The organism is Fluviicola sp., from assembly GCF_039596395.1.
Classification (GTDB): Bacteria; Bacteroidota; Bacteroidia; order Flavobacteriales_D; family Crocinitomicaceae; genus Fluviicola.
In genome coordinates this window covers 1,374,871-1,392,305 of the sequence record NZ_JBCNJT010000002.1, presented here as the reverse complement: position 1 = coordinate 1,392,305, position 17,435 = coordinate 1,374,871, and the positions used below count along the sequence as shown (strand labels likewise).

The 17,435-nt window shown below is 43.1% G+C and carries 18 protein-coding genes; 10 read left to right on the top strand and 8 right to left on the bottom strand.

Annotated elements, in window-relative coordinates; genetic code table 11:
- Nucleotides 1-62 precede the first annotated feature (62 nt).
- Both ABDW02_RS14930 and ABDW02_RS14925 read right to left on the bottom strand, forming a co-directional pair.
- Entirely contained in the window at nt 63-980 is a 918-nt protein-coding gene (locus ABDW02_RS14930) for a hypothetical protein (RefSeq protein ID WP_343635821.1), read from the bottom strand.
- A 58-nt stretch (nt 981-1,038) separates the two neighbouring features.
- Nucleotides 1,039-1,710 carry an OmpA family protein gene (locus ABDW02_RS14925; protein ID WP_343635820.1) on the bottom strand — a complete coding sequence of 224 codons (672 nt, stop codon included), beginning with the start codon at nt 1,708-1,710 and terminating at the stop codon, nt 1,039-1,041.
- Between the two features lie 259 nt (nt 1,711-1,969).
- Here ABDW02_RS14925 and ABDW02_RS14920 point away from each other — a divergent pair, with 259 nt between their 5' ends.
- Together ABDW02_RS14920 and ABDW02_RS14915 are read left to right on the top strand one after the other, a co-directional pair.
- Nucleotides 1,970-2,299 (top strand): hypothetical protein, encoded by a 330-nt coding sequence (locus ABDW02_RS14920; protein ID WP_343635818.1) that lies wholly within the window; start codon nt 1,970-1,972, stop codon nt 2,297-2,299.
- Nucleotides 2,300-2,466: 167 nt separating this feature from the next.
- Nucleotides 2,467-2,796, top strand: coding sequence for a hypothetical protein (locus tag ABDW02_RS14915; RefSeq protein ID WP_343635816.1), 330 nt, complete (start codon nt 2,467-2,469; stop codon nt 2,794-2,796).
- Nucleotides 2,797-2,896: 100 nt separating this feature from the next.
- On the opposite strand, the gene ABDW02_RS14910 is transcribed toward ABDW02_RS14915, so the two are convergent.
- Nucleotides 2,897-3,754, bottom strand: a complete 858-nt coding sequence (locus tag ABDW02_RS14910; RefSeq protein WP_343635814.1) for a ChaN family lipoprotein — start codon at nt 3,752-3,754, stop codon at nt 2,897-2,899.
- A 603-nt stretch (nt 3,755-4,357) separates the two neighbouring features.
- Between ABDW02_RS14910 and ABDW02_RS14905 the strand changes: the two genes are divergently transcribed.
- The 3 genes from ABDW02_RS14905 to ABDW02_RS14895 are packed head-to-tail and all read left to right on the top strand — an operon-like array spanning nt 4,358 to nt 7,618.
- Nucleotides 4,358-6,256: a sulfatase-like hydrolase/transferase gene (locus ABDW02_RS14905; protein ID WP_343635812.1), complete on the top strand. Its 1,899-nt coding sequence runs from the start codon at nt 4,358-4,360 to the stop codon at nt 6,254-6,256.
- On the top strand, nt 6,253-7,179 hold the full coding sequence (locus ABDW02_RS14900) for a diacylglycerol kinase family protein (protein WP_343635810.1): 927 nt from the start codon (nt 6,253-6,255) through the stop codon (nt 7,177-7,179). Before ABDW02_RS14905 ends, ABDW02_RS14900 begins: the two co-directional genes overlap by 4 nt.
- The gene (locus ABDW02_RS14895; RefSeq protein ID WP_343635808.1) at nt 7,169-7,618 is read left to right on the top strand and encodes a hypothetical protein; all 450 of its coding nucleotides are present in this window, start codon (nt 7,169-7,171) and stop codon (nt 7,616-7,618) included. The genes ABDW02_RS14900 and ABDW02_RS14895 overlap by 11 nt, the downstream gene beginning before the upstream one ends.
- Before the next feature lie 206 nt (nt 7,619-7,824).
- On the opposite strand, the gene ABDW02_RS14890 is transcribed toward ABDW02_RS14895, so the two are convergent.
- Nucleotides 7,825-7,998: a hypothetical protein gene (locus ABDW02_RS14890; protein ID WP_343635806.1), complete on the bottom strand. Its 174-nt coding sequence runs from the start codon at nt 7,996-7,998 to the stop codon at nt 7,825-7,827.
- 162 nt (nt 7,999-8,160) lie between these two features.
- On the opposite strand from ABDW02_RS14890, the gene ABDW02_RS14885 reads away from it, so the two are divergent.
- From ABDW02_RS14885 to ABDW02_RS14865, 5 genes are all read left to right on the top strand, one after another.
- The gene (locus ABDW02_RS14885; protein ID WP_343635804.1) at nt 8,161-8,925 is read left to right on the top strand and encodes a hypothetical protein; all 765 of its coding nucleotides are present in this window, start codon (nt 8,161-8,163) and stop codon (nt 8,923-8,925) included.
- 11 nt (nt 8,926-8,936) lie between these two features.
- Complete coding sequence (locus ABDW02_RS14880) at nt 8,937-10,265, top strand: methylmalonyl-CoA mutase family protein (protein ID WP_343635802.1); 1,329 nt, start codon at nt 8,937-8,939, stop codon at nt 10,263-10,265.
- A complete protein-coding gene (scpA, locus tag ABDW02_RS14875) occupies nt 10,262-12,394 on the top strand; it encodes a methylmalonyl-CoA mutase (RefSeq protein WP_343635800.1) in 2,133 nt (710 codons plus the stop codon). The genes ABDW02_RS14880 and scpA overlap by 4 nt, the downstream gene beginning before the upstream one ends.
- 211 nt (nt 12,395-12,605) lie before the next feature.
- Nucleotides 12,606-13,328 (top strand): hypothetical protein, encoded by a 723-nt coding sequence (locus ABDW02_RS14870; protein ID WP_343635798.1) that lies wholly within the window; start codon nt 12,606-12,608, stop codon nt 13,326-13,328.
- Between the two features lie 227 nt (nt 13,329-13,555).
- Nucleotides 13,556-13,840, top strand: coding sequence for a septum formation initiator family protein (locus ABDW02_RS14865; protein ID WP_343635796.1), 285 nt, complete (start codon nt 13,556-13,558; stop codon nt 13,838-13,840).
- Nucleotides 13,841-13,957: 117 nt separating this feature from the next.
- On the opposite strand, the gene ABDW02_RS14860 is transcribed toward ABDW02_RS14865, so the two are convergent.
- The 4 genes from ABDW02_RS14860 to surE are packed head-to-tail and all read right to left on the bottom strand — an operon-like array spanning nt 13,958 to nt 17,372.
- Complete coding sequence (locus ABDW02_RS14860; RefSeq protein WP_343635794.1) at nt 13,958-15,139, bottom strand: SpoIID/LytB domain-containing protein; 1,182 nt, start codon at nt 15,137-15,139, stop codon at nt 13,958-13,960.
- Nucleotides 15,140-15,181: 42 nt separating this feature from the next.
- Nucleotides 15,182-16,291: a lipid-A-disaccharide synthase gene (gene lpxB / locus ABDW02_RS14855; RefSeq protein WP_343635792.1), complete on the bottom strand. Its 1,110-nt coding sequence runs from the start codon at nt 16,289-16,291 to the stop codon at nt 15,182-15,184.
- Complete coding sequence (locus tag ABDW02_RS14850; RefSeq protein ID WP_343635790.1) at nt 16,291-16,602, bottom strand: hypothetical protein; 312 nt, start codon at nt 16,600-16,602, stop codon at nt 16,291-16,293. Before ABDW02_RS14850 ends, lpxB begins: the two co-directional genes overlap by 1 nt.
- Nucleotides 16,599-17,372 (bottom strand): 5'/3'-nucleotidase SurE, encoded by a 774-nt coding sequence (surE, locus tag ABDW02_RS14845; protein ID WP_343635788.1) that lies wholly within the window; start codon nt 17,370-17,372, stop codon nt 16,599-16,601. The genes ABDW02_RS14850 and surE overlap by 4 nt, the downstream gene beginning before the upstream one ends.
- Nucleotides 17,373-17,435: the final 63 nt, after the last annotated feature.

Here is a 17,435-nt window from a genome sequence, read left to right as displayed (position 1 = left end):
TATGGGTCAAGTACGGGTATAGTATTAAACCATTAAGGTTTTAACATTCTGTTAGTTTATTCTCAATCTTCAAAGGAAGGAAAATTTACAGGCGATTTTAGGAGATCTGCGATGGTGTTTTTGGGGTCACCCAAATAAAATACTTCTCTTGCTTTGTCTACGACCCATTCTACTTCGAGGTTTTGAATGGCTTTATTAAATCCCACTACTTTAACAAAGATATCTTCTCCCTCCTGCAGGTTGTCGATCATTTGCGTCATGATATAACGGAATTTTGTGCGCTTATACCATTTGCTGGAAGAAGAGAACTGTCCCTGGTGTTTTCCGTCAACAATTAAGGTCAGTCTCCCTACCCTGTAAGTTACTTTTGCGGGAACTATTCGCTTAGACAATTCAAGGATAGTATCACTGGTCCAATCCTTCGAACTGATCGCTCCTTGGAGTAAGTATTTGGTTTTAGTAGTTTGGTCCACCTGGTGAACACAAACTGGAAGCGTATCACCAACTTCTAACTGGTCGTAAGGTATAATCCGGTCTCTTAGTGATTTAGGCAGGAAACCCGTTACGGAACCATATTTCCAGGCAAACAATGCACCCATTTCGATAATTAAATAAGCTCTGTTTTTATAAATAATGGTCCCATTGTAAGTTCTTCCTTGCTTCAGGCGAATGGGTTCAAACTTCAGGTCCTTCAAATCCAGGATACAAAACTCCTTCTCCATTTGGATCATGAAAATGTTGGCTTGAAAAATCACTTTTGCGAATGATTTGAGAAAGAGCGCATAAACTTCTTCTGAAGAATATTCAAATGGCATCCTGTAAAAAGGTACAAATGCATTATGCTCGTAAACTTTCCCGAAGAATCCTTTTTCATTAATGCCTACGATTCTGAACGGGACCTTTGTTCCGTCTTCATGCATCCTTTGAAGGTCTGTTAATGTAGGGATGGTATCCATTTCTATCAGCGAATGAGCATTCATCAAAAATAAAATAATTATGAAATAACCATACAGGTTAAATTAACGATGTCAGGTTATATTATCTTCGAAAAACAACCTCTACCCGCATATTTTTGCGTTGTTCTTCTATGTTTTTATTGGAAACCACCGGCATGGTATTGCTAAATCCTTTGCAAGTAATCCGCGAAGCCTTAATTCCTTTTGAAACCAAATACTTTTTCACACGCTCTGCTCTATTGACAGACAATTCATGCGAAGGGCGACAACACACATGGCCATTTAGCTGAATGCTCAGGGTGCTGTCTTTTTGCAGAATAGACAATAAGTTTTCCAGGTTTTCTGTAGATTCCGGAAGAATAATGTCTGTGGCAGATTCGAACTGGATATTTAGATTGATAGGAATATTCAGTGCAAATTTGTTTTCTATGCTGTATACCACTACATCTACTCTTCGGAAAATGCTGTCTATTAATTTTCTTCCTGCTCTAAGCTCATTTCTGTTAATACTATCTATAGCAAAATGTTTCACATTACTGGACCTCACAAGTTTTGAAACCGTCTTCAACCTTTTAGTAGCCAATTTTTGGTTTGTAGGCAAACTTCCTACGGTGTCGGTGTACGAAATCATGATCACCTTTCCATTTTGAGCTTTTATGGCACCCAAACGACTGATTAGTTTTTGCGGATTGTCAATATCAGCACTTCCTGACTTAAAAAATACAGGAATTGAATCAATCCGCTTCGTTTCCATTATTTGCTGAGAATTCAGATTAGTAATGAATGAAAAACAAAAGATAAATAGTATGCAAAATGAATTTAGGTTCATAAAAAATAGGTAAACAATGTTTATATTAAGCGTGATAATATACAATAATATCATTTGATCTTTATAGAAGAAGCTCACGCATTTAGCCTCTTCTTAATAGATTATCACGAAATTAAAACAATTTCTCATTTATGTATATTTAGTGGTAATTTATTTACTCAAATAAGTGAACAACTTTGTCACTATGCAGCATCGTGGCGAAATCGTAGAGAGAGCAATCCGGAAAAGCGGGTATCCCATTACCCAGATTGCAAGAAAATTGGGGAGAAGCAGGAGGTGGATGTACCTGATGTTTGACAATTCCCAGGTGGATCTCGAATCCATCATTCAGATCGGAAGGATCATACACCATGACTTTTCCGATGAAATCAAGGAATTGAGTGTTATCAACCCGGAGTCTTTTTCCGAACCCGAATCCAAATACAACAAACAGAATAAAGATTACTGGAAGAATAAGTACCTGAAGCTTTTAGAAAGCTACAACGCCTTGCTGAAGAAAACCAACCCGGAATAAACCGCCAAAAAAGACGGAAAAAACGGAAAAATTTCGTGCTCACTTATAGCTCAGATCTGCGCAATTACACTATTTTTACCACCCATTCCCATATCTGACTACAAATTCCCGCAAACGAGTATTTTGTGTTTAACATTATACTCGGTGAAGTGAAGATTTTTGTCACTATGCAACACCGTGGTGAAATAGTAGAAAGAGCAATCCGTCAGAGCGGATATCCCATTAGTGCTATTGCTAAGAAATTAGGAAGGAGCCGGAGATGGATGTACCTGATGTTTGACAACACGCAGATAGATCTGGAAACAGTCATGGCCATCGGTAATATCATCCACCACGATTTCTCCGACGAGATCAAAGAATTGGGCTCCATCAACAACCACTCTTTTGAAGATCCTGAAAATCCTTACAACAACCAGACTAAGGAATACTGGAAAAACAAGTATCTGAAATTATTGGAAGACTACAACGAATTGTTGAAGCGCACGAACGAGAAGTAAAATCAATTGAAAATGGAGAATCCGCCGCGGCGGATTGAAAAGTTCTTCATTTCCTGTTTGAGGATTTTCCTTTTCAATTCTACACGATCAATTCTCACTACTAATGCGTCGAGGTCATTGTCTCATTCACTACCACGATAAAATCGGCGCGGTTCAAATGTTCTTTCTGCAGTTTTCGAACGTCTTTCTGTGAAACGGTGGTAATTGTCCCGACTTTTGTTCCCGGAAGGTATTGCTGCACATACCACATAATTCCCTGGTGAAAATCCGAATGGAACGCACCGTTCAGGAAATATACTTTCTCGCCGTTCTTCACGTGCTGCACAATCGAGTGCCCCATCGTAGCATCTTTGATTGCCTGCGCATACGCAAAATTAATTCCCGAAGCATGCATTTCTTTGCCCATCTCGATCAGTTCCACATACTGCGTCAGGGTAGAATCAAATGGAAACGGCAGCGGTGCCATCAATTTTTTCTGGTTTTCGGGAAGCGTATCCAAAGCAGCCAGTCCTTTTTTGAAAACCAAACTGGCATATTTGCGGGTCACATTCGCAGCAAAAGGAATATTTCCCCGGGCAATGGCAGAATCCAGTACCGGTTTGTAATCCGTTTTGAAATTCGTCCACAACTCCGTAGAATCTTTCAAGGCTTTGTAAGATTTATTCGAAATATAATCATTCAACGCTTTTACCTGGTGCAGTTCAAACATTTCGAAACCAACGGCCAGTTTTGAACCTGTTACCTGCTTATTGAGTGCCAGCAATACATGCAGTTCCAGCCAATGCGAAATCGGGTTGTCGTGAAATTCCCCGAACAAAACCACCTGGTTCTGCGAAACCTTATCCATCATTTTTTCGAACGATACTTCCTTTCCTTTGGAATCAAAAATGCGGAAGGCTTCCAGTTCCTGGGCATAGGCCCCCGAACACATCAACAAGCAGAATACAAGATATTTCATGCGCCAAAAATAAGAACTTTGAAAATTTCGGTGCTACCTGTTTTGAAGTAAGCTGTTTCAAAACTACCCTTTAGAGAGTAGTGACGAAAATCCGGTTGTTTTTCGCACCTTTGAAAGGTATTCAAATACCAGGAGTTATGGGTAACAGTTCGCATAGATGATTCAAGCAGCAAAGGAAAAGCTTTGCTCGAATACATTTTGACACTTGATTTCGTGGAAGTAGATCAAGATGAGTTTCTGTTGACGGAGGAGCACGTTCAAATTCTGGATGAACGAAGAAAAAAACACCTCTCGGGTGAAAGTAAATCTTATTCCTGGGACGAGGTGATAAATGCTTTAGGTAAAAAAGAATAGCCTGATTCAATAGAAGGCAAATAGCTGTCAGGAAATTTCCATTTGTTGTTATTTACGAAGTATTTGATACTACAATCGTTGTATTTGCCGTTTTTCATACCAGCAGAAATTCCAACGATAAAATCCGGTCCGTCTGGAATGAAAATCATGCCGGCACAACAGCTATACAGTTCGTAACCGAAATTCTGACTATTTTTAAGTAATACAAACACAACACCTACCTCAAAAAGGTTGCTTATTTTTGTACTTATGTTGAAAAGACTGCGTCATGCTCTTCCGATAACACTAAAAAGTTTATTGCTGCGGATTGCAATCCTCTTGTTATTGATGACCGTCACGCGCATTGTCTTTTACTTCTTCAACCTGGATTCCTTTGCACATGTGCGTTTCACGGATTGGCTGGCCGGAATCTGGTTCGACTTGTCGACCGTAGGTTTGGTGCTCATGCCTTTCATCGTCTTCAGTTTATTGCCCGAAAAATGGCAGCAGAACTGGATCGTCCGGGCTTTGCAGGCTTTAACCTTTTTCATCCCCACATTGCTGATAGTTGCGCTGAACCTGATGGACACCGCGTACTACAATTTTACCCTGAAACGTTCCACTGCCGACCTGTTCGTAATCGTATCCGCCGGAAATGATGTGGGCCAGTTATTGGGAAGTTTTATTTCCGATTACTGGATGCTTATCCTGATCTTCATCATTGGGACCTGGCTCCTGATTCGCTTTTATAAAAGAACAAGCATCCGTAAATTAAAACGGACCGGGCAAAGCACGCTGCGAAAAGAACTCATCGTTTTCTTCATCGTGGTTCCTCTGTTCTTCCTGGCGGGAAGAGGTGGTTTCGGTTTGCGCCCGATCTCTTCCATCGATGCGACTTTATACACTCAGCCCGAAAACTCGGCCCTGGTGCTGAATTCCGCTTTTACCCTGTTGAAATCCATTGGGAAAGACGATTTGACGGAACAGCATTACTATACGGAGAAAGAACTCGACAAACTTTTCAATCCGAGACGTACCAGTCATCCGCAACACATCCTTCCGGATGGAACGAATGTCATGATCATTATGCTCGAAAGCTTCGGAAACGAATGGGTGGGACAATTCAATAACAGTGTTTCCTACACGCCTTTCCTGGATTCGCTCCTGACCCAGTCCTGGTATTTCGAATACGGAATTTCCAACGGGAAGAAATCCATTGAAGCCGTTCCGACCATTTCGGCGTCCATGCCAACTCTGATGGACAATCCATATATTTCTTCCGCCTATTGCAACAACCAGGTCCAAAGCTTGCCGAATATCCTTACCAAACACGGCTACAGTACCGCATTTTACCACGGTGCAACCAACGGTTCCATGCGCTTCAACAGTTTTGCATCCCAATTGGGCTACCAGGAATACGTAGGACGTTTCGAGTATAACAACGACAAGCACTTTGATAAAACCTGGGGTATCCTGGATGAATACTTCAATCCGTGGACTGCCAGACAGCTAACCGGGATGAAAGCGCCTTTCATGGCGAATCTCTTTACCCTTTCTTCCCATCACCCCTATTTTGTGCCGGAAGAATGGCGTTCGGTGGTTAAGAAAGGTCCGCATCCGATTTGTAAAAGCATTCATTACGGAGATATCAGCTTGCGCAAATTCTTCGAACAAGCCGCCAAAGAACCGTGGTTTCAGAAAACGCTTTTTGTGATTGTAGCGGATCACACACCTTCCAGCAACAGCGAGATTTACAATCAGCGCACGGAAATGTACCGCATCCCGATCGCGTTCTACGATCCGAGCGGAAAATTGCCCCGCAAACGCGAAAAAGCGATCTTCCAGCAAATCGATATCATGCCTACCGTACTGGATTTGGTGAACATCAAAACCGATTATTACAGTTTCGGGAACAGTTACTTCTCCAAAGAACCACGCGAAGCGGTCACTTACCTGGAAGGTTCCTATTATTACTTCCGCGATAATTTGTTGCTGGTTTATTCCAATGACAAAATGGTCGGATTATTCGATTTCACGATCCGTACCAAAAACCCGAAGGATCTCTTGCCTGCCAAAAAATCCGAAGCGGAAAAGATGGCAAGACGTTTGAAGGCGATCATTCAAAGATATAATCACGATTTAATCCATAATCAGACGGTTGTCCGATGAAAAAGAGAATTCGGTTCATAATCAATCCCATTTCGGGCGGGGTCAAAAAGGCCAGGGTTCCTCAGATGATAGAGGAACACCTGAACCATGACCTGTTTGATTATGATATCGCGATTACTCAATATAAACAACACGCCAAATCCATTGCGGAAGAATCAGCGCAGGAAGGAATTGACATCGTTTGTGCGGTTGGCGGCGATGGTTCCGTACACGAAGTCGGAACGGCATTGATCGGGACCAAATGTCACCTGGCAATTATTCCTACCGGTTCCGGCAACGGCCTGGCCAGGCATTTGAAGATTCCGCTAAAAACGCCACAGGCCATTCAGAATATCAATGAGCTCAACAGTATTCGCATGGATACCGGGTTGGCGAATGACAAACCATTTTTAGGCGTTGGAGGCTATGGCTTCGACGCATTTATTGCCAAGCGCTTCGATGAATATCACATTCGCGGATTTTGGGGTTATACCCAATTGGTTTACGAGGAATATTTTTCCTACAAACCACCAAGAATGAAAATTATCCTGCCGGATGAACAGATCAAGGGGAATTTCCTGTTGTGCTCCATTGCCAATTCTTCCGAATTCGGGAACGGGTTCTGCATTTCTCCCAAATCCAATGTGATTGACGGGCAGATGGAACTGGTACTTTTGAGTAAATTCTCCTGGTGGCGCACCATGGGAGTAATCAGCCGTTTTTTCTTTAAGAAAATCGAAGGTTCGAGGTATATCCGCATTGTTCCGTTCCAAAAAGCGCGGATTATCCTGGAAGTTCCTTTAGCCCATTACGACGGGGAACCTTTTGAAGTGCGCAAGGAAATTAATTTGGAAATCGTTCCGGCAAGCCTTTCTGTTCTGTGCGGAAAAGGATATATGGATATCGTCAATTTGAAACTTAAAACAGATGAACATGTTTATTGAAACTGATTTGGAAAGCGTACTGTCACATTTGAATAAACTGACGGCAGATAAAAAACCGGCCTGGGGGAAAATGTCGGCTCAGCGAATGGTGGAGCATTTAACAGATATGCTGCGCATCGCAACAGGAGAAAACCCGCAGGAATTACTGATTCCGGAAGATAAATTGGAACGCATGGTCGCTTTTTTATATACCGATAAGCCTATGGCCCGTGATATGGTCGTTCCGTTTGCAAAAGAAGGCACACCGCTTCGCAATGAAGAACTGGAACTGGCTATCGATGAATTTGTGGAAGTTTACCTGGATTTCCAGGAATTATTTGCTCAAAACCCGGAACTGAAAACAGTGCATGCTTATTACGGGCCGTTGAATTACGAACAATGGGACCTGTTGAACAGAAAGCACCTGACCCATCATTTTACACAATTCGAAATACTATAAATCATCTCTTGTCCGAGAATTAAGGTGATTTCTCATAAAAGCACGCTGATTCCACGGATTTACGCAGATAATTAACAATTAAACTCTGTACTCTCCGCCTCGGCGGATCGGAGTCTGCGAAATCTGCGAGAATTTTTTTGTCACCTATATTTTCGTACAGAACCATAAATTAAAAAGCCCCGGCATTTATCGTCGGGGCTTTTTGATTACTTCGCTTTTTCTACAGGAACATCCTTCTTCTTGCCAACAGCCGGTCTTACCTTTTTAACCGGTTTCTTTGCAACCACTTTATTCGGGTTCTCCTGTTTGGTTCCATCCTGTGCGTAAGTGCTCAGTGAAAGTCCCAATAATGCGATTACTATCAATGATACATTTTTCATAGCTTATTATTTTATTTCGGGATTTTACAATTTACATGCCAATATACGGAAAGTTCAAATGAGTTCAAAGGGTTGAAAAGTTCAAAAAGTTTGATCGTTCAAAGATTTGAACAGTTTAAACGTTTGAACTTTCGCTATATTTGAAAGCGAAACAACAAAGACATGGTTCAAGCCTTTAAAAATCACTGGACAGGAATAGAACAGGTCGCAAAAACATTGCTGAAAGGGAAGTTTTTGTGGTTCTTTGTTCCCGGACTGATCGTCGGATCGATTTACCTCTACTACAAATGGCAGGCAGAGAAAGTGCTCGCAATTGCGCATGTAGCAGACGGTGTTCCCCTGGTAGGTTCAGCGATCGGTTGGGTAGCCGACAGCGTTTTCAGTATTTTCGATCTGATCGTTTCCGAATTCTATAAATTTGTCATTCTGGTGGTTCTTTCGCCTGTAAATTGCATTCTTTCTGAAAAGTTTGATAGTTACCTGACCGGGAATGAATACAAATTCGATTTCATTCGCTTATTCAATGATTTCCTGAGAATGATCCTGATTGTTATCAGCGCCTTATTACTGGAATACATCTTCCTGGGAATCTGGTGGATTTTCTCCTGGTTCATGCCTGATTTTATCGGGGAAACCATTTTCTTTTTGATCGCTTCGTTCTTCGTGGGGTTCTCTTTCTACGATTACAGCATGGAGCGCTACGGATTGAATTTCTTCAAAAGCTGGGGAATGGGTTTCTCCAAAATGAGCTATATGCTGATTACAGGAGCAATTTTCACCTTGATGATCAAAATTCCGATGATCGGGATTATCGTGGCGCCGGTTTTAACAGCCATGCTTTCAACCGCCGTTTACATCCTGATGAATAAAAAAGAACAACCGGCACCTGCTCCCACTATTCAAGATCAAGATCTATTAGATACCTAAAAGAATAACACATGAATGACTTATTCTCATCCTTCCAGGCAAGTTCTAAAGAAGAATGGATCGCCATCCTGAAAAAGGAATTGAAGGGTGAATCGATCGATACATTGAACAAGATCAATCGCGTGGAAGAAATTGCTTTTCCGGCTTATTTCCACCGCGAAGATCAGCAAACCAATTTCTCCGATCCGGGTTTAGCTCCGTATACGCGCGGTATCCAGTCCAAAAACAACGATTGGACCATAGCTACGACCTTTCGCATTACGGACCTGAAAGAAACCAACCGGGAAATTGTTGCGGCACTAATGGCCGGAACGGATCATTTGGTTCTGGAAGCAACAAACGCAGATGCGATTGATTTCCATGTTCTTCTGAACGAAGTGGGTTTGTCTTTTATTCACACTACGTTCCGGGCAAAAACCAACCAACAGGTGAATCAGTTCCTGGTGTTTGCAAAAGAAGCTCCGGTATTGATCGAATATGCTGACAACGACGAATTATTAAAAGCGCATCTTCCGGATTACCTGGATAAAAATCCGAACCTGAAGCTTTACCACGTGGATGCATCACTGGTTCAACAAGCCGGAGGAACAACCTGGCAGGAATTGAGTATCGCATTGGCGGAAGGCCATGAATTACTGATCAAATTGCTGGAAAAAGGAATTGACATTGATACAGCTGCTGCAACCATTCATTTTACCTTCGGGATCGGAAGTAAATATTTCTTCGAACTGGCAAAGATCCGCGCATTCAGAACCTGCTGGGCACAAATTGTTTCGGCTTACTCTCCCCAACACACGTGTTCGCTGGCGGCTACCATTACTGCCCGAACCGGTTTTTTGAATACGAGTTTGAAAGATCCCTATACGAATTTATTGCGTCAGACTACCGAAGCAATGTCCGTGGTTCTCGGAGGAATCCAGCACCTGAACATTCAGCCTTATGACTGGTACTCGACCAATCCCAATACTGCATTTACGCGCCGCATGGCAACCAATATTTCCTTATTACTGAAAGAAGAATCTTACCTGCAGATCGTCTTGGATCCCGCGGGTGGTTCCTATGCTTTGGATGCATTGACAGAAACCATTGCCGAGCGCGCATGGAGTTCATTCCAGTGGATTGAACGAAACGGGAGCATCTCCCAAGAAGAAGTGCGCCAGGCACTCGCTTCGGAAATCGAAGAAAAAGCAGCCATGCGTGTAGCGGAGATCAAAGACAAAACAGAAAAACGCATCGGGATCAACATCTTCCCGAACCCGGAACAGGTGGAGAACAGCTGGAAAGCACTTCCTGCATGCTGGAACAACCTGAAACCTTTAATTTTAGAACAGGCCCTATGAGTATCCGTCAATCATTTGAAAACGTATCTTTAAATAAAGATGCACTGTCAGGAAAGGCTGAGAAAAGCGTTTTTTCTACCCCAGAGAAAATAGAACTGGCAAGTTACTATAACAAAGAAGATCTTGAACAGGTCGGACATTTGGGATTCGTGAGCGGATTGGCTCCGTTCCTGAGAGGTCCCTACGGCTCCATGTACGCTATTCGTCCGTGGACCATTCGGCAATATGCCGGATTTTCCACTGCGGAAGAATCGAATGCCTTTTACCGCCGGAATTTGGCGGCAGGACAGAAAGGACTTTCCGTGGCATTTGACCTGGCAACGCACCGCGGTTACGACTCGGATCACGAACGCGTAGTCGGAGATGTAGGAAAAGCCGGGGTGGCTATCGATTCCATCCTGGACATGAAGATTTTGTTCGACCAAATTCCCCTGAATGAAATGTCGGTTTCCATGACCATGAACGGTGCAGTGATCCCGATTATGGCATTTTACATCGTTGCAGCGGAAGAACAGGGCGTGAAACAGGAAGAACTTTCCGGAACCATTCAGAATGATATCCTGAAAGAATTCATGGTTCGGAATACCTACATTTATCCACCGGCTCCTTCCATGCGCATCATCGCGGATATTTTCGCGTACACCGCTGAAAAAATGCCACGTTTCAATTCCATTTCCATTTCGGGTTACCACATGCAGGAAGCGGGTGCAACCGCAAGTATTGAATTGGCCTATACGCTAGCAGACGGACTGGAATACCTGAGAGCAGGAATTAACGCAGGAATGGACGTAGACAGCTTTGCACCGCGTTTGAGTTTCTTCTGGGCAATCGGGATGAACCATTTCATGGAAATTGCAAAAATGAGAGCGGGAAGATTGCTTTGGGCGAAACTGGTTTCACAGTTCAACCCGAAAAGTGAGAAATCGCTGGCACTTCGTACCCATTGCCAAACCTCCGGATGGAGTTTAACCGAGCAGGATCCGTTCAATAACGTTGCCCGTACTTGTATCGAAGCCATGGCGGCAGGTTTTGGAGGGACGCAATCGCTGCATACGAATGCATTGGATGAAGCCATCGCTTTACCGACAGATTTCTCCGCGCGCATTGCCCGCAACACACAAATTTACCTGCAGCAGGAAACCGGCATGACGGATATCATCGATCCGTGGGGCGGAAGTTATTACGTAGAAAAACTGACCCAGGAATTGGTGGATGAAGCCTGGAAACTGATCCAGGAAGTGGAAGAACTGGGAGGAATGGCAAAAGCCATTGAAACCGGAGTTCCGAAAATGCGCATCGAAGAAGCAGCTGCCCGCAAACAGGCACGCATTGACGCCGGAAAGGACATCATCGTTGGAGTGAACCGCTACCAATTGGAAAAAGAAGACGCAATCGATATCCTGGAAGTAGACAATACCAAAGTGCGCGAATCGCAATTGGAACGCTTAAAAGTATTGCGCGAAACAAGAAATACCGAACGTGTAAAAGCTGCTTTGAAAAAACTGGCCGAAGCTGCACGAACAGGAACAGGAAATTTATTGGAAATTGCCGTAGAATGCGCCCGCGAACGCGCGTCGCTGGGAGAAATTTCACAGGCAATGGAGGATACTTTTGGAAGACACCAGGCAACCATCCGCTCGATCAGCGGAGTTTATTCGGCGGAAAGTATGAGTGATACCGATTTTGAAAAAGCAAAGGAAATGGTCGAAACCTTCGCAAAACTCGAAGGAAGAAGGCCGCGCATCATGATTGCGAAAATGGGTCAGGACGGACACGACCGCGGAGCAAAGGTCATCGCTACTTCCTTTGCGGACATCGGTTTTGATGTAGACATAGGACCGCTTTTCCAGACGCCCGGAGAAGCTGCCAAACAAGCCATTGAAAACGATGTGCACGTGTTGGGAGTTTCATCCCTGGCTGCCGGACACAAAACACTTGTTCCGCAAGTGATTGAAGAGTTGAAGAAACTGGGACGCCCGGATATCATGGTAGTTGCGGGAGGAGTTATTCCTGCACAAGATTATGACTTCCTGTACGATGCCGGGGTTTTCGGGGTTTTTGGCCCGGGAACAAAGATTTCAAAAGCCGCTCAGAAAATCCTGGAATTGCTGATTCAAAGTGCTGAATAATTACGGTAGGGGCGAAAAATCCTTCGCCCCTACCGGGAAAATAATTATCCATGGCACATTTTCAATCGGATTAATTATTAATGAATTACAGCCAAATAGAGAAGTATCTCCGGGAAAGATTCATTTTCCATAACGTCAACGAAACTTTTATTTAAAGTTTTCGTACATTCGGCATAGTTATTGGTTTTATCCATCAACGAAATTAAATATTATGAAAAAGCTTGTTCTGATTGGTGCCCTTCTTACTACCAAATTACTGGTTGCACAAGCACCGGAATATAACGATTTGCGTATCCTTTATGCTGACGGCGATTATGAAAAACTGGTTCGTGCGTCTGAAAAATATACCATGAATGACAAAACAAAGAGCGACGCCCTGCCGCACATGTGGATGGGAAGAGGTCTTTACAAAGTTTCCTTGAGTGGTTCTGATGATGAGAAGTACAAAAATGCTTACAAGGAAGCTATCGGAGAAGTAGGAAAAAGTATCAAATACGATAAAGACGGAAGTGTTCAGGCAGAATATGCCGAGTTTTACGATCAGTTTAAAAACAGTTTGGTAGAAACGATCCGGAATGAAGTAGAAGCTCCTGATTACAAAAAAGCTGCCACCTGGATCATGAAATATTACAAGATCAATATCAGCAGTATCGGGGCAAAATACCTGGATGGTGTGTGTAAATACCGCAACGCAGATAAGGGAGGTGCAAATACCATGTGGAAAGAAGCTGAAACCATGTTGAAATCCGTTTCGGATATTTCAAGCTGGGACCAGGCCGAAAAAGATTTGCTGATGATGGGAGTGATCCAAACAGCAGAATGCTACCTGAGCGCCAAACAAACCGACAAAGCGAAAGCTGTTATGGGGAAAGTTGCTCAATGGTACGAAACCAACGAAGATTTCAAAGCAAAATACGATCAGATCGTAAACTAATTCAAGTTACAAATAAGAAAAGCCCTGATTCCGTAAATACGAGATCAGGGCTTTTTCGTTCAAACAGGTTCAAAGGTTTAAACGGCAATATTGAACTCTTTGAACTCTTTGAACTCTTTGAACAATTAAATAATTGAACCTTTGCACCAATGCTATTAACATCTGCCGGAGGATATCTCGCAAACTTACCCGGAAGGAAACCACGCAATAAACCTTAACTTTGGACTATGAAGAAGTATCTTGCACCTTTCAGAAACAAATACATCCTTGCCTTGTGTCTTTTTACGGTGTACAATTTGTTTTTGGACGAAGTAGATATCTTCACCATCATCAACCAGAATAAAAAGCTCTCCGAATTGCGTTCTGCTCAATCAGAAATGAATTTAAAGCTCAAAGACACCAAATACATCCTTTCACAGATCAAAGATCCTTCTTACCTGGAAAAACTGGCCCGGGAAGATAAATTGTTCAAGAAAGACAACGAGGATATTTTTGTGATCACGTATAAATAATGTTCAAAGGAGTTCAAAAGGTTTAAAAGTTCAATTTGAACATTTGAACATTTGAACATTTGAACATTTGAACATTTGAACATTTGAACATTTGAACATTTGAACATTTGAACATTTTTAATCCAATTCCACAATCCTGGGCTGCTGATTGAAATACTGTTGTTCCTGGTAATTGATCACTTTAACACCCGGAAAGTAATACAAAGCAATCTGAATGTAACTGAATCCGTATTTGGCCATTTTCATCGCGCCTTCCTGGCATAACCCAACACCATGTCCATAACCGCGCCCTCTTAAAACAACTTCCGTTCCTTCCGGGTAACAATTGAAGAACGTAGATTTCAATTTAAAATGCTCCCGGATATCCCGCAACGGGATTCCCAGCCACGGATATTGATAAAAAGCGCATCTGTCTGCCTGGTTAAACGTATAGATCATAGGTCCCAGAACGGAATCGTTTACCGGGTAGTGGAAAGCAGTAACCAAGTATTCCATCCAGTCTGTCTGCGGAATACGCTTTTCCCAGGTTGCCTGTTTGGTATAAATACAGAAGGTATCTTTAAACGTACTCAGATAAGGAATTTTGTTGTTCCACACATAATCCGGTTCGGAAGTTTGCCCGCCACAATTGGCATGGAAATAGGCATCTACCAAATGGTTTTGCTGGTCCACCATCACCATTCCTTCTGTTTTCAGCACTGCGGAATCGATCAGGGGATTCAGTCTCAATTGATTGTGGTAAGCCTGACAGTGCGTTCTGTCGCACAACTCAAATCCTTCTTTCTGGTGTCTTGTTTTGTATTTCAGCGCATAAGTACGGCTCATCAATGCCTGGACTTTGTAATATTCAATTTCCTTTCCGCCACCGCCTTCGGATTCCACCACTCCGCTCAGGTAATTATTGATGTCTACCAGGTTCACAATAGTCAATGCGCCGTTCAAAGCTGTTATTTCAACATCGTCCTTGTATTTCCGTTCTTTAACTACCGGAGTTTTGGTTGAATAGACCAATGAATTGTTGAGTTTCGTAGCCACTAAAACTACTTTGGAAACAACAGCCACTTCGTTGACACCGACTTTCAGGGAGATCATGTTATTTCCTGTAACCGAAAGATCGACGAATTCGCTCGGAAGCAATGTTGCGAACAAGGTTGTATCACCGAATACATTGTAACTTCCTTCGGAATAGGCAAAGACGATCCGTTGAACGGAATAATCGCGCAAAACACCGATTCGCATTTGCTGAGAAAATACGAAAAACGGAAAAATAAACCCTATGAGCACGAATAAGCGCAACATCCTACAAAATTAGTTCCGTACCAAACTGAAATGGGCTCGGACTCAAATAGTTTTCAACAAGGACTGTGCAACTTTTTTCGAAGCGCCGCCTTTTCCTAACAATGCTTTTAATTTGGAATAATCCTCCAGTACCTGTTCACGCTTGCTTCCGCCTTTGATCACCAAAGACAATTCTTTCGCCAAACGTTCTGTGGTACAATCGTTTTGAATGAGTTCCGTAACCGATTCTTTGTCCAGGATCAGGTTGACCAATGAGATGTATTTCACGTTCACCAATCTTTTCGCAATCTGGTAAGAAATCGCATTCCCGATGTAGCAAACCACTTCCGGAATTTCAAACAACCCGGTTTCCAGAGTCGCCGTTCCGGAAGTTACCACAGCGGCTTCCGACTGCTGCAATAAAGGATAAGTCTGACCGTAAACTACGTCAACTTGTTTGTCGCCGATCAATTCCTTGTAAATAGCAATATCCATATTGGGTGCTCCGGCAATCACGAACTGATATTGCGGAAAAAGATCAACCAACGGAAGCATTACCGGCAACTTGGTACGCAATTCCTGCTTTCTCGAGCCCGGAAGCATCGCAATGATGGGTTTGCCCGTCGGAGTGATTTTCAGTTCCTGTTTCGGAAGTTCCTGGTATTGTTCAATTTCATCCAACAGCGGATGTCCCACGTATTCTACTTCGTAATTGTATTTCTTGTAAAAATCCGCTTCAAACGGAAGAATGCAAAACAACCGGAAGACATCTCTTTTGATCTTGTGCACACGGTTTTCCTTCCAGGCCCAAACGGTCGGAGAAATGTAATAATAGACTTTGATGTTGTTTTTCTTCGCCCATTCTGCGATTCGCATGTTGAAGCCCGGATAATCGATCAGCAACAAAGCATCCGGTTGGAATTTGAGAATGTCTTCTTTACAGAACCGGATATTTTTAAAGATAGTTCGAATATTCATCAACACCTCCACAAAGCCCATAAAAGCCAGGTCGCGAATGTGTTTGGCCATCGTTCCTCCGACAGCCTGCATTTTATCTCCTCCCCAGAAACGGATATCCAGATCGGGCTGTTCTGCATACAACTCCTTCATCACGTTTGCTCCATGCAAATCCCCCGACGCTTCTCCCGAAATGATATACAGTTTCTTACTCATCAGCGAATCAGGTTGACGTAAATAATAAACGGAAGGAACAAGGCTGATCCGACAATAATTCCACGCGCCAGGTCATAGCGTTCTCTATTCAGGAACACATAGAACCAAACCAGATTCGGGATGATGGAAAGCGACAGGAATTTGCTCATCACATTCAAATCCATAAAAAAGCGGTCCCAAAACAAGGAAAACGGGTAATGCTGTGCCCAGGAAATAATCAATATCGTTAGTGGAACACAAATAAACGGAGAAAGCATGCCGATAATCATTCCGGCAGTTGTCCGTGTATTCCAGTTAAATCTTCTTTTCATACCAAAATCTTTTTTAAATCAGCAATGGTTTTATGAGCTGTCAGATCAAATTGAGTCGGTACGATAGTCGCATAACCCTGATCTAAAAAATGTAAGTCTGTATCTGTTGCATCTTCGCGCGAATCAAATGTTCCGGTCAACCAATAGTAAGGCCTTCCGAACTGGTCCATGCGTTTATCGAACCGGTCTTCCCAAAACGCGTAAGCCTGTCTGCAAACTTCAATTCCTTTCAGTGCCTCAAGCGGTCCTTTCGGAATGTTGACGTTCAGGCAAACTCCTTGCGGCAAGCCGTGTTCCAATATCTGCGGAATAACTTGGTTCGCAACATGCATGGCAGCCGAGAAATCAGCATCCGGATCAAAATCACCGTAAGAAAAACCGATGCTCGGAACGTGCTCCATGGCACCTTCCACCGCTGCAGACATGGTCCCGGAATACAACACGTTCGTGGAAGAATTCAATCCGTGGTTTACTCCCGACAGGATCAGGTCAGGTTTGCGGTGCAGGACTTCATAAACTCCCAGTTTCACGCAATCTACCGGTGTGCCGCTGCACGAATAGGCTTCAATTCCTTCAAAAATATCTGAACGGTACAATCTCAGAGGATGTGAAATAGTGATGGCGTGGCCCATTCCCGATTGCGGTTTGTCAGGTGCTATGACCACCACATCTCCAAACTCCTGTGCAACAGCAACTAAGGAAGCAATTCCTTTTGCGTGAAGGCTGTCGTCGTTGGTTACGAAAATGAGCGGGCGATTCGAATTTTTCATTGAAAACAAAGATACATTTTTAGTTCCTGACTCGTTGAGGAGAGAATGTGAAAGTTTTGAAAA

Excerpts from the sequence above, each read along its gene's own strand:
- ABDW02_RS14930 (WP_343635821.1), bottom strand. The coding sequence starts at position 980 with ATGAATGCTCATTCGCTGATAGAAATGGATACCATCCCTACATTAACA.
- ABDW02_RS14925 (WP_343635820.1), bottom strand. The coding sequence starts at position 1,710 with ATGGAAACGAAGCGGATTGATTCAATTCCTGTATTTTTTAAGTCAGGA.
- ABDW02_RS14920 (WP_343635818.1), top strand. The coding sequence starts at position 1,970 with ATGCAGCATCGTGGCGAAATCGTAGAGAGAGCAATCCGGAAAAGCGGG.
- ABDW02_RS14915 (WP_343635816.1), top strand. The coding sequence starts at position 2,467 with ATGCAACACCGTGGTGAAATAGTAGAAAGAGCAATCCGTCAGAGCGGA.
- ABDW02_RS14910 (WP_343635814.1), bottom strand. The coding sequence starts at position 3,754 with ATGAAATATCTTGTATTCTGCTTGTTGATGTGTTCGGGGGCCTATGCC.
- ABDW02_RS14905 (WP_343635812.1), top strand. The coding sequence starts at position 4,358 with ATGTTGAAAAGACTGCGTCATGCTCTTCCGATAACACTAAAAAGTTTA.
- ABDW02_RS14900 (WP_343635810.1), top strand. The coding sequence starts at position 6,253 with ATGAAAAAGAGAATTCGGTTCATAATCAATCCCATTTCGGGCGGGGTC.
- ABDW02_RS14895 (WP_343635808.1), top strand. The coding sequence starts at position 7,169 with ATGTTTATTGAAACTGATTTGGAAAGCGTACTGTCACATTTGAATAAA.
- ABDW02_RS14890 (WP_343635806.1), bottom strand. The coding sequence starts at position 7,998 with ATGAAAAATGTATCATTGATAGTAATCGCATTATTGGGACTTTCACTG.
- ABDW02_RS14885 (WP_343635804.1), top strand. The coding sequence starts at position 8,161 with ATGGTTCAAGCCTTTAAAAATCACTGGACAGGAATAGAACAGGTCGCA.
- ABDW02_RS14880 (WP_343635802.1), top strand. The coding sequence starts at position 8,937 with ATGAATGACTTATTCTCATCCTTCCAGGCAAGTTCTAAAGAAGAATGG.
- scpA (WP_343635800.1), top strand. The coding sequence starts at position 10,262 with ATGAGTATCCGTCAATCATTTGAAAACGTATCTTTAAATAAAGATGCA.
- ABDW02_RS14870 (WP_343635798.1), top strand. The coding sequence starts at position 12,606 with ATGAAAAAGCTTGTTCTGATTGGTGCCCTTCTTACTACCAAATTACTG.
- ABDW02_RS14865 (WP_343635796.1), top strand. The coding sequence starts at position 13,556 with ATGAAGAAGTATCTTGCACCTTTCAGAAACAAATACATCCTTGCCTTG.
- ABDW02_RS14860 (WP_343635794.1), bottom strand. The coding sequence starts at position 15,139 with ATGTTGCGCTTATTCGTGCTCATAGGGTTTATTTTTCCGTTTTTCGTA.
- lpxB (WP_343635792.1), bottom strand. The coding sequence starts at position 16,291 with ATGAGTAAGAAACTGTATATCATTTCGGGAGAAGCGTCGGGGGATTTG.
- ABDW02_RS14850 (WP_343635790.1), bottom strand. The coding sequence starts at position 16,602 with ATGAAAAGAAGATTTAACTGGAATACACGGACAACTGCCGGAATGATT.
- surE (WP_343635788.1), bottom strand. The coding sequence starts at position 17,372 with ATGAAAAATTCGAATCGCCCGCTCATTTTCGTAACCAACGACGACAGC.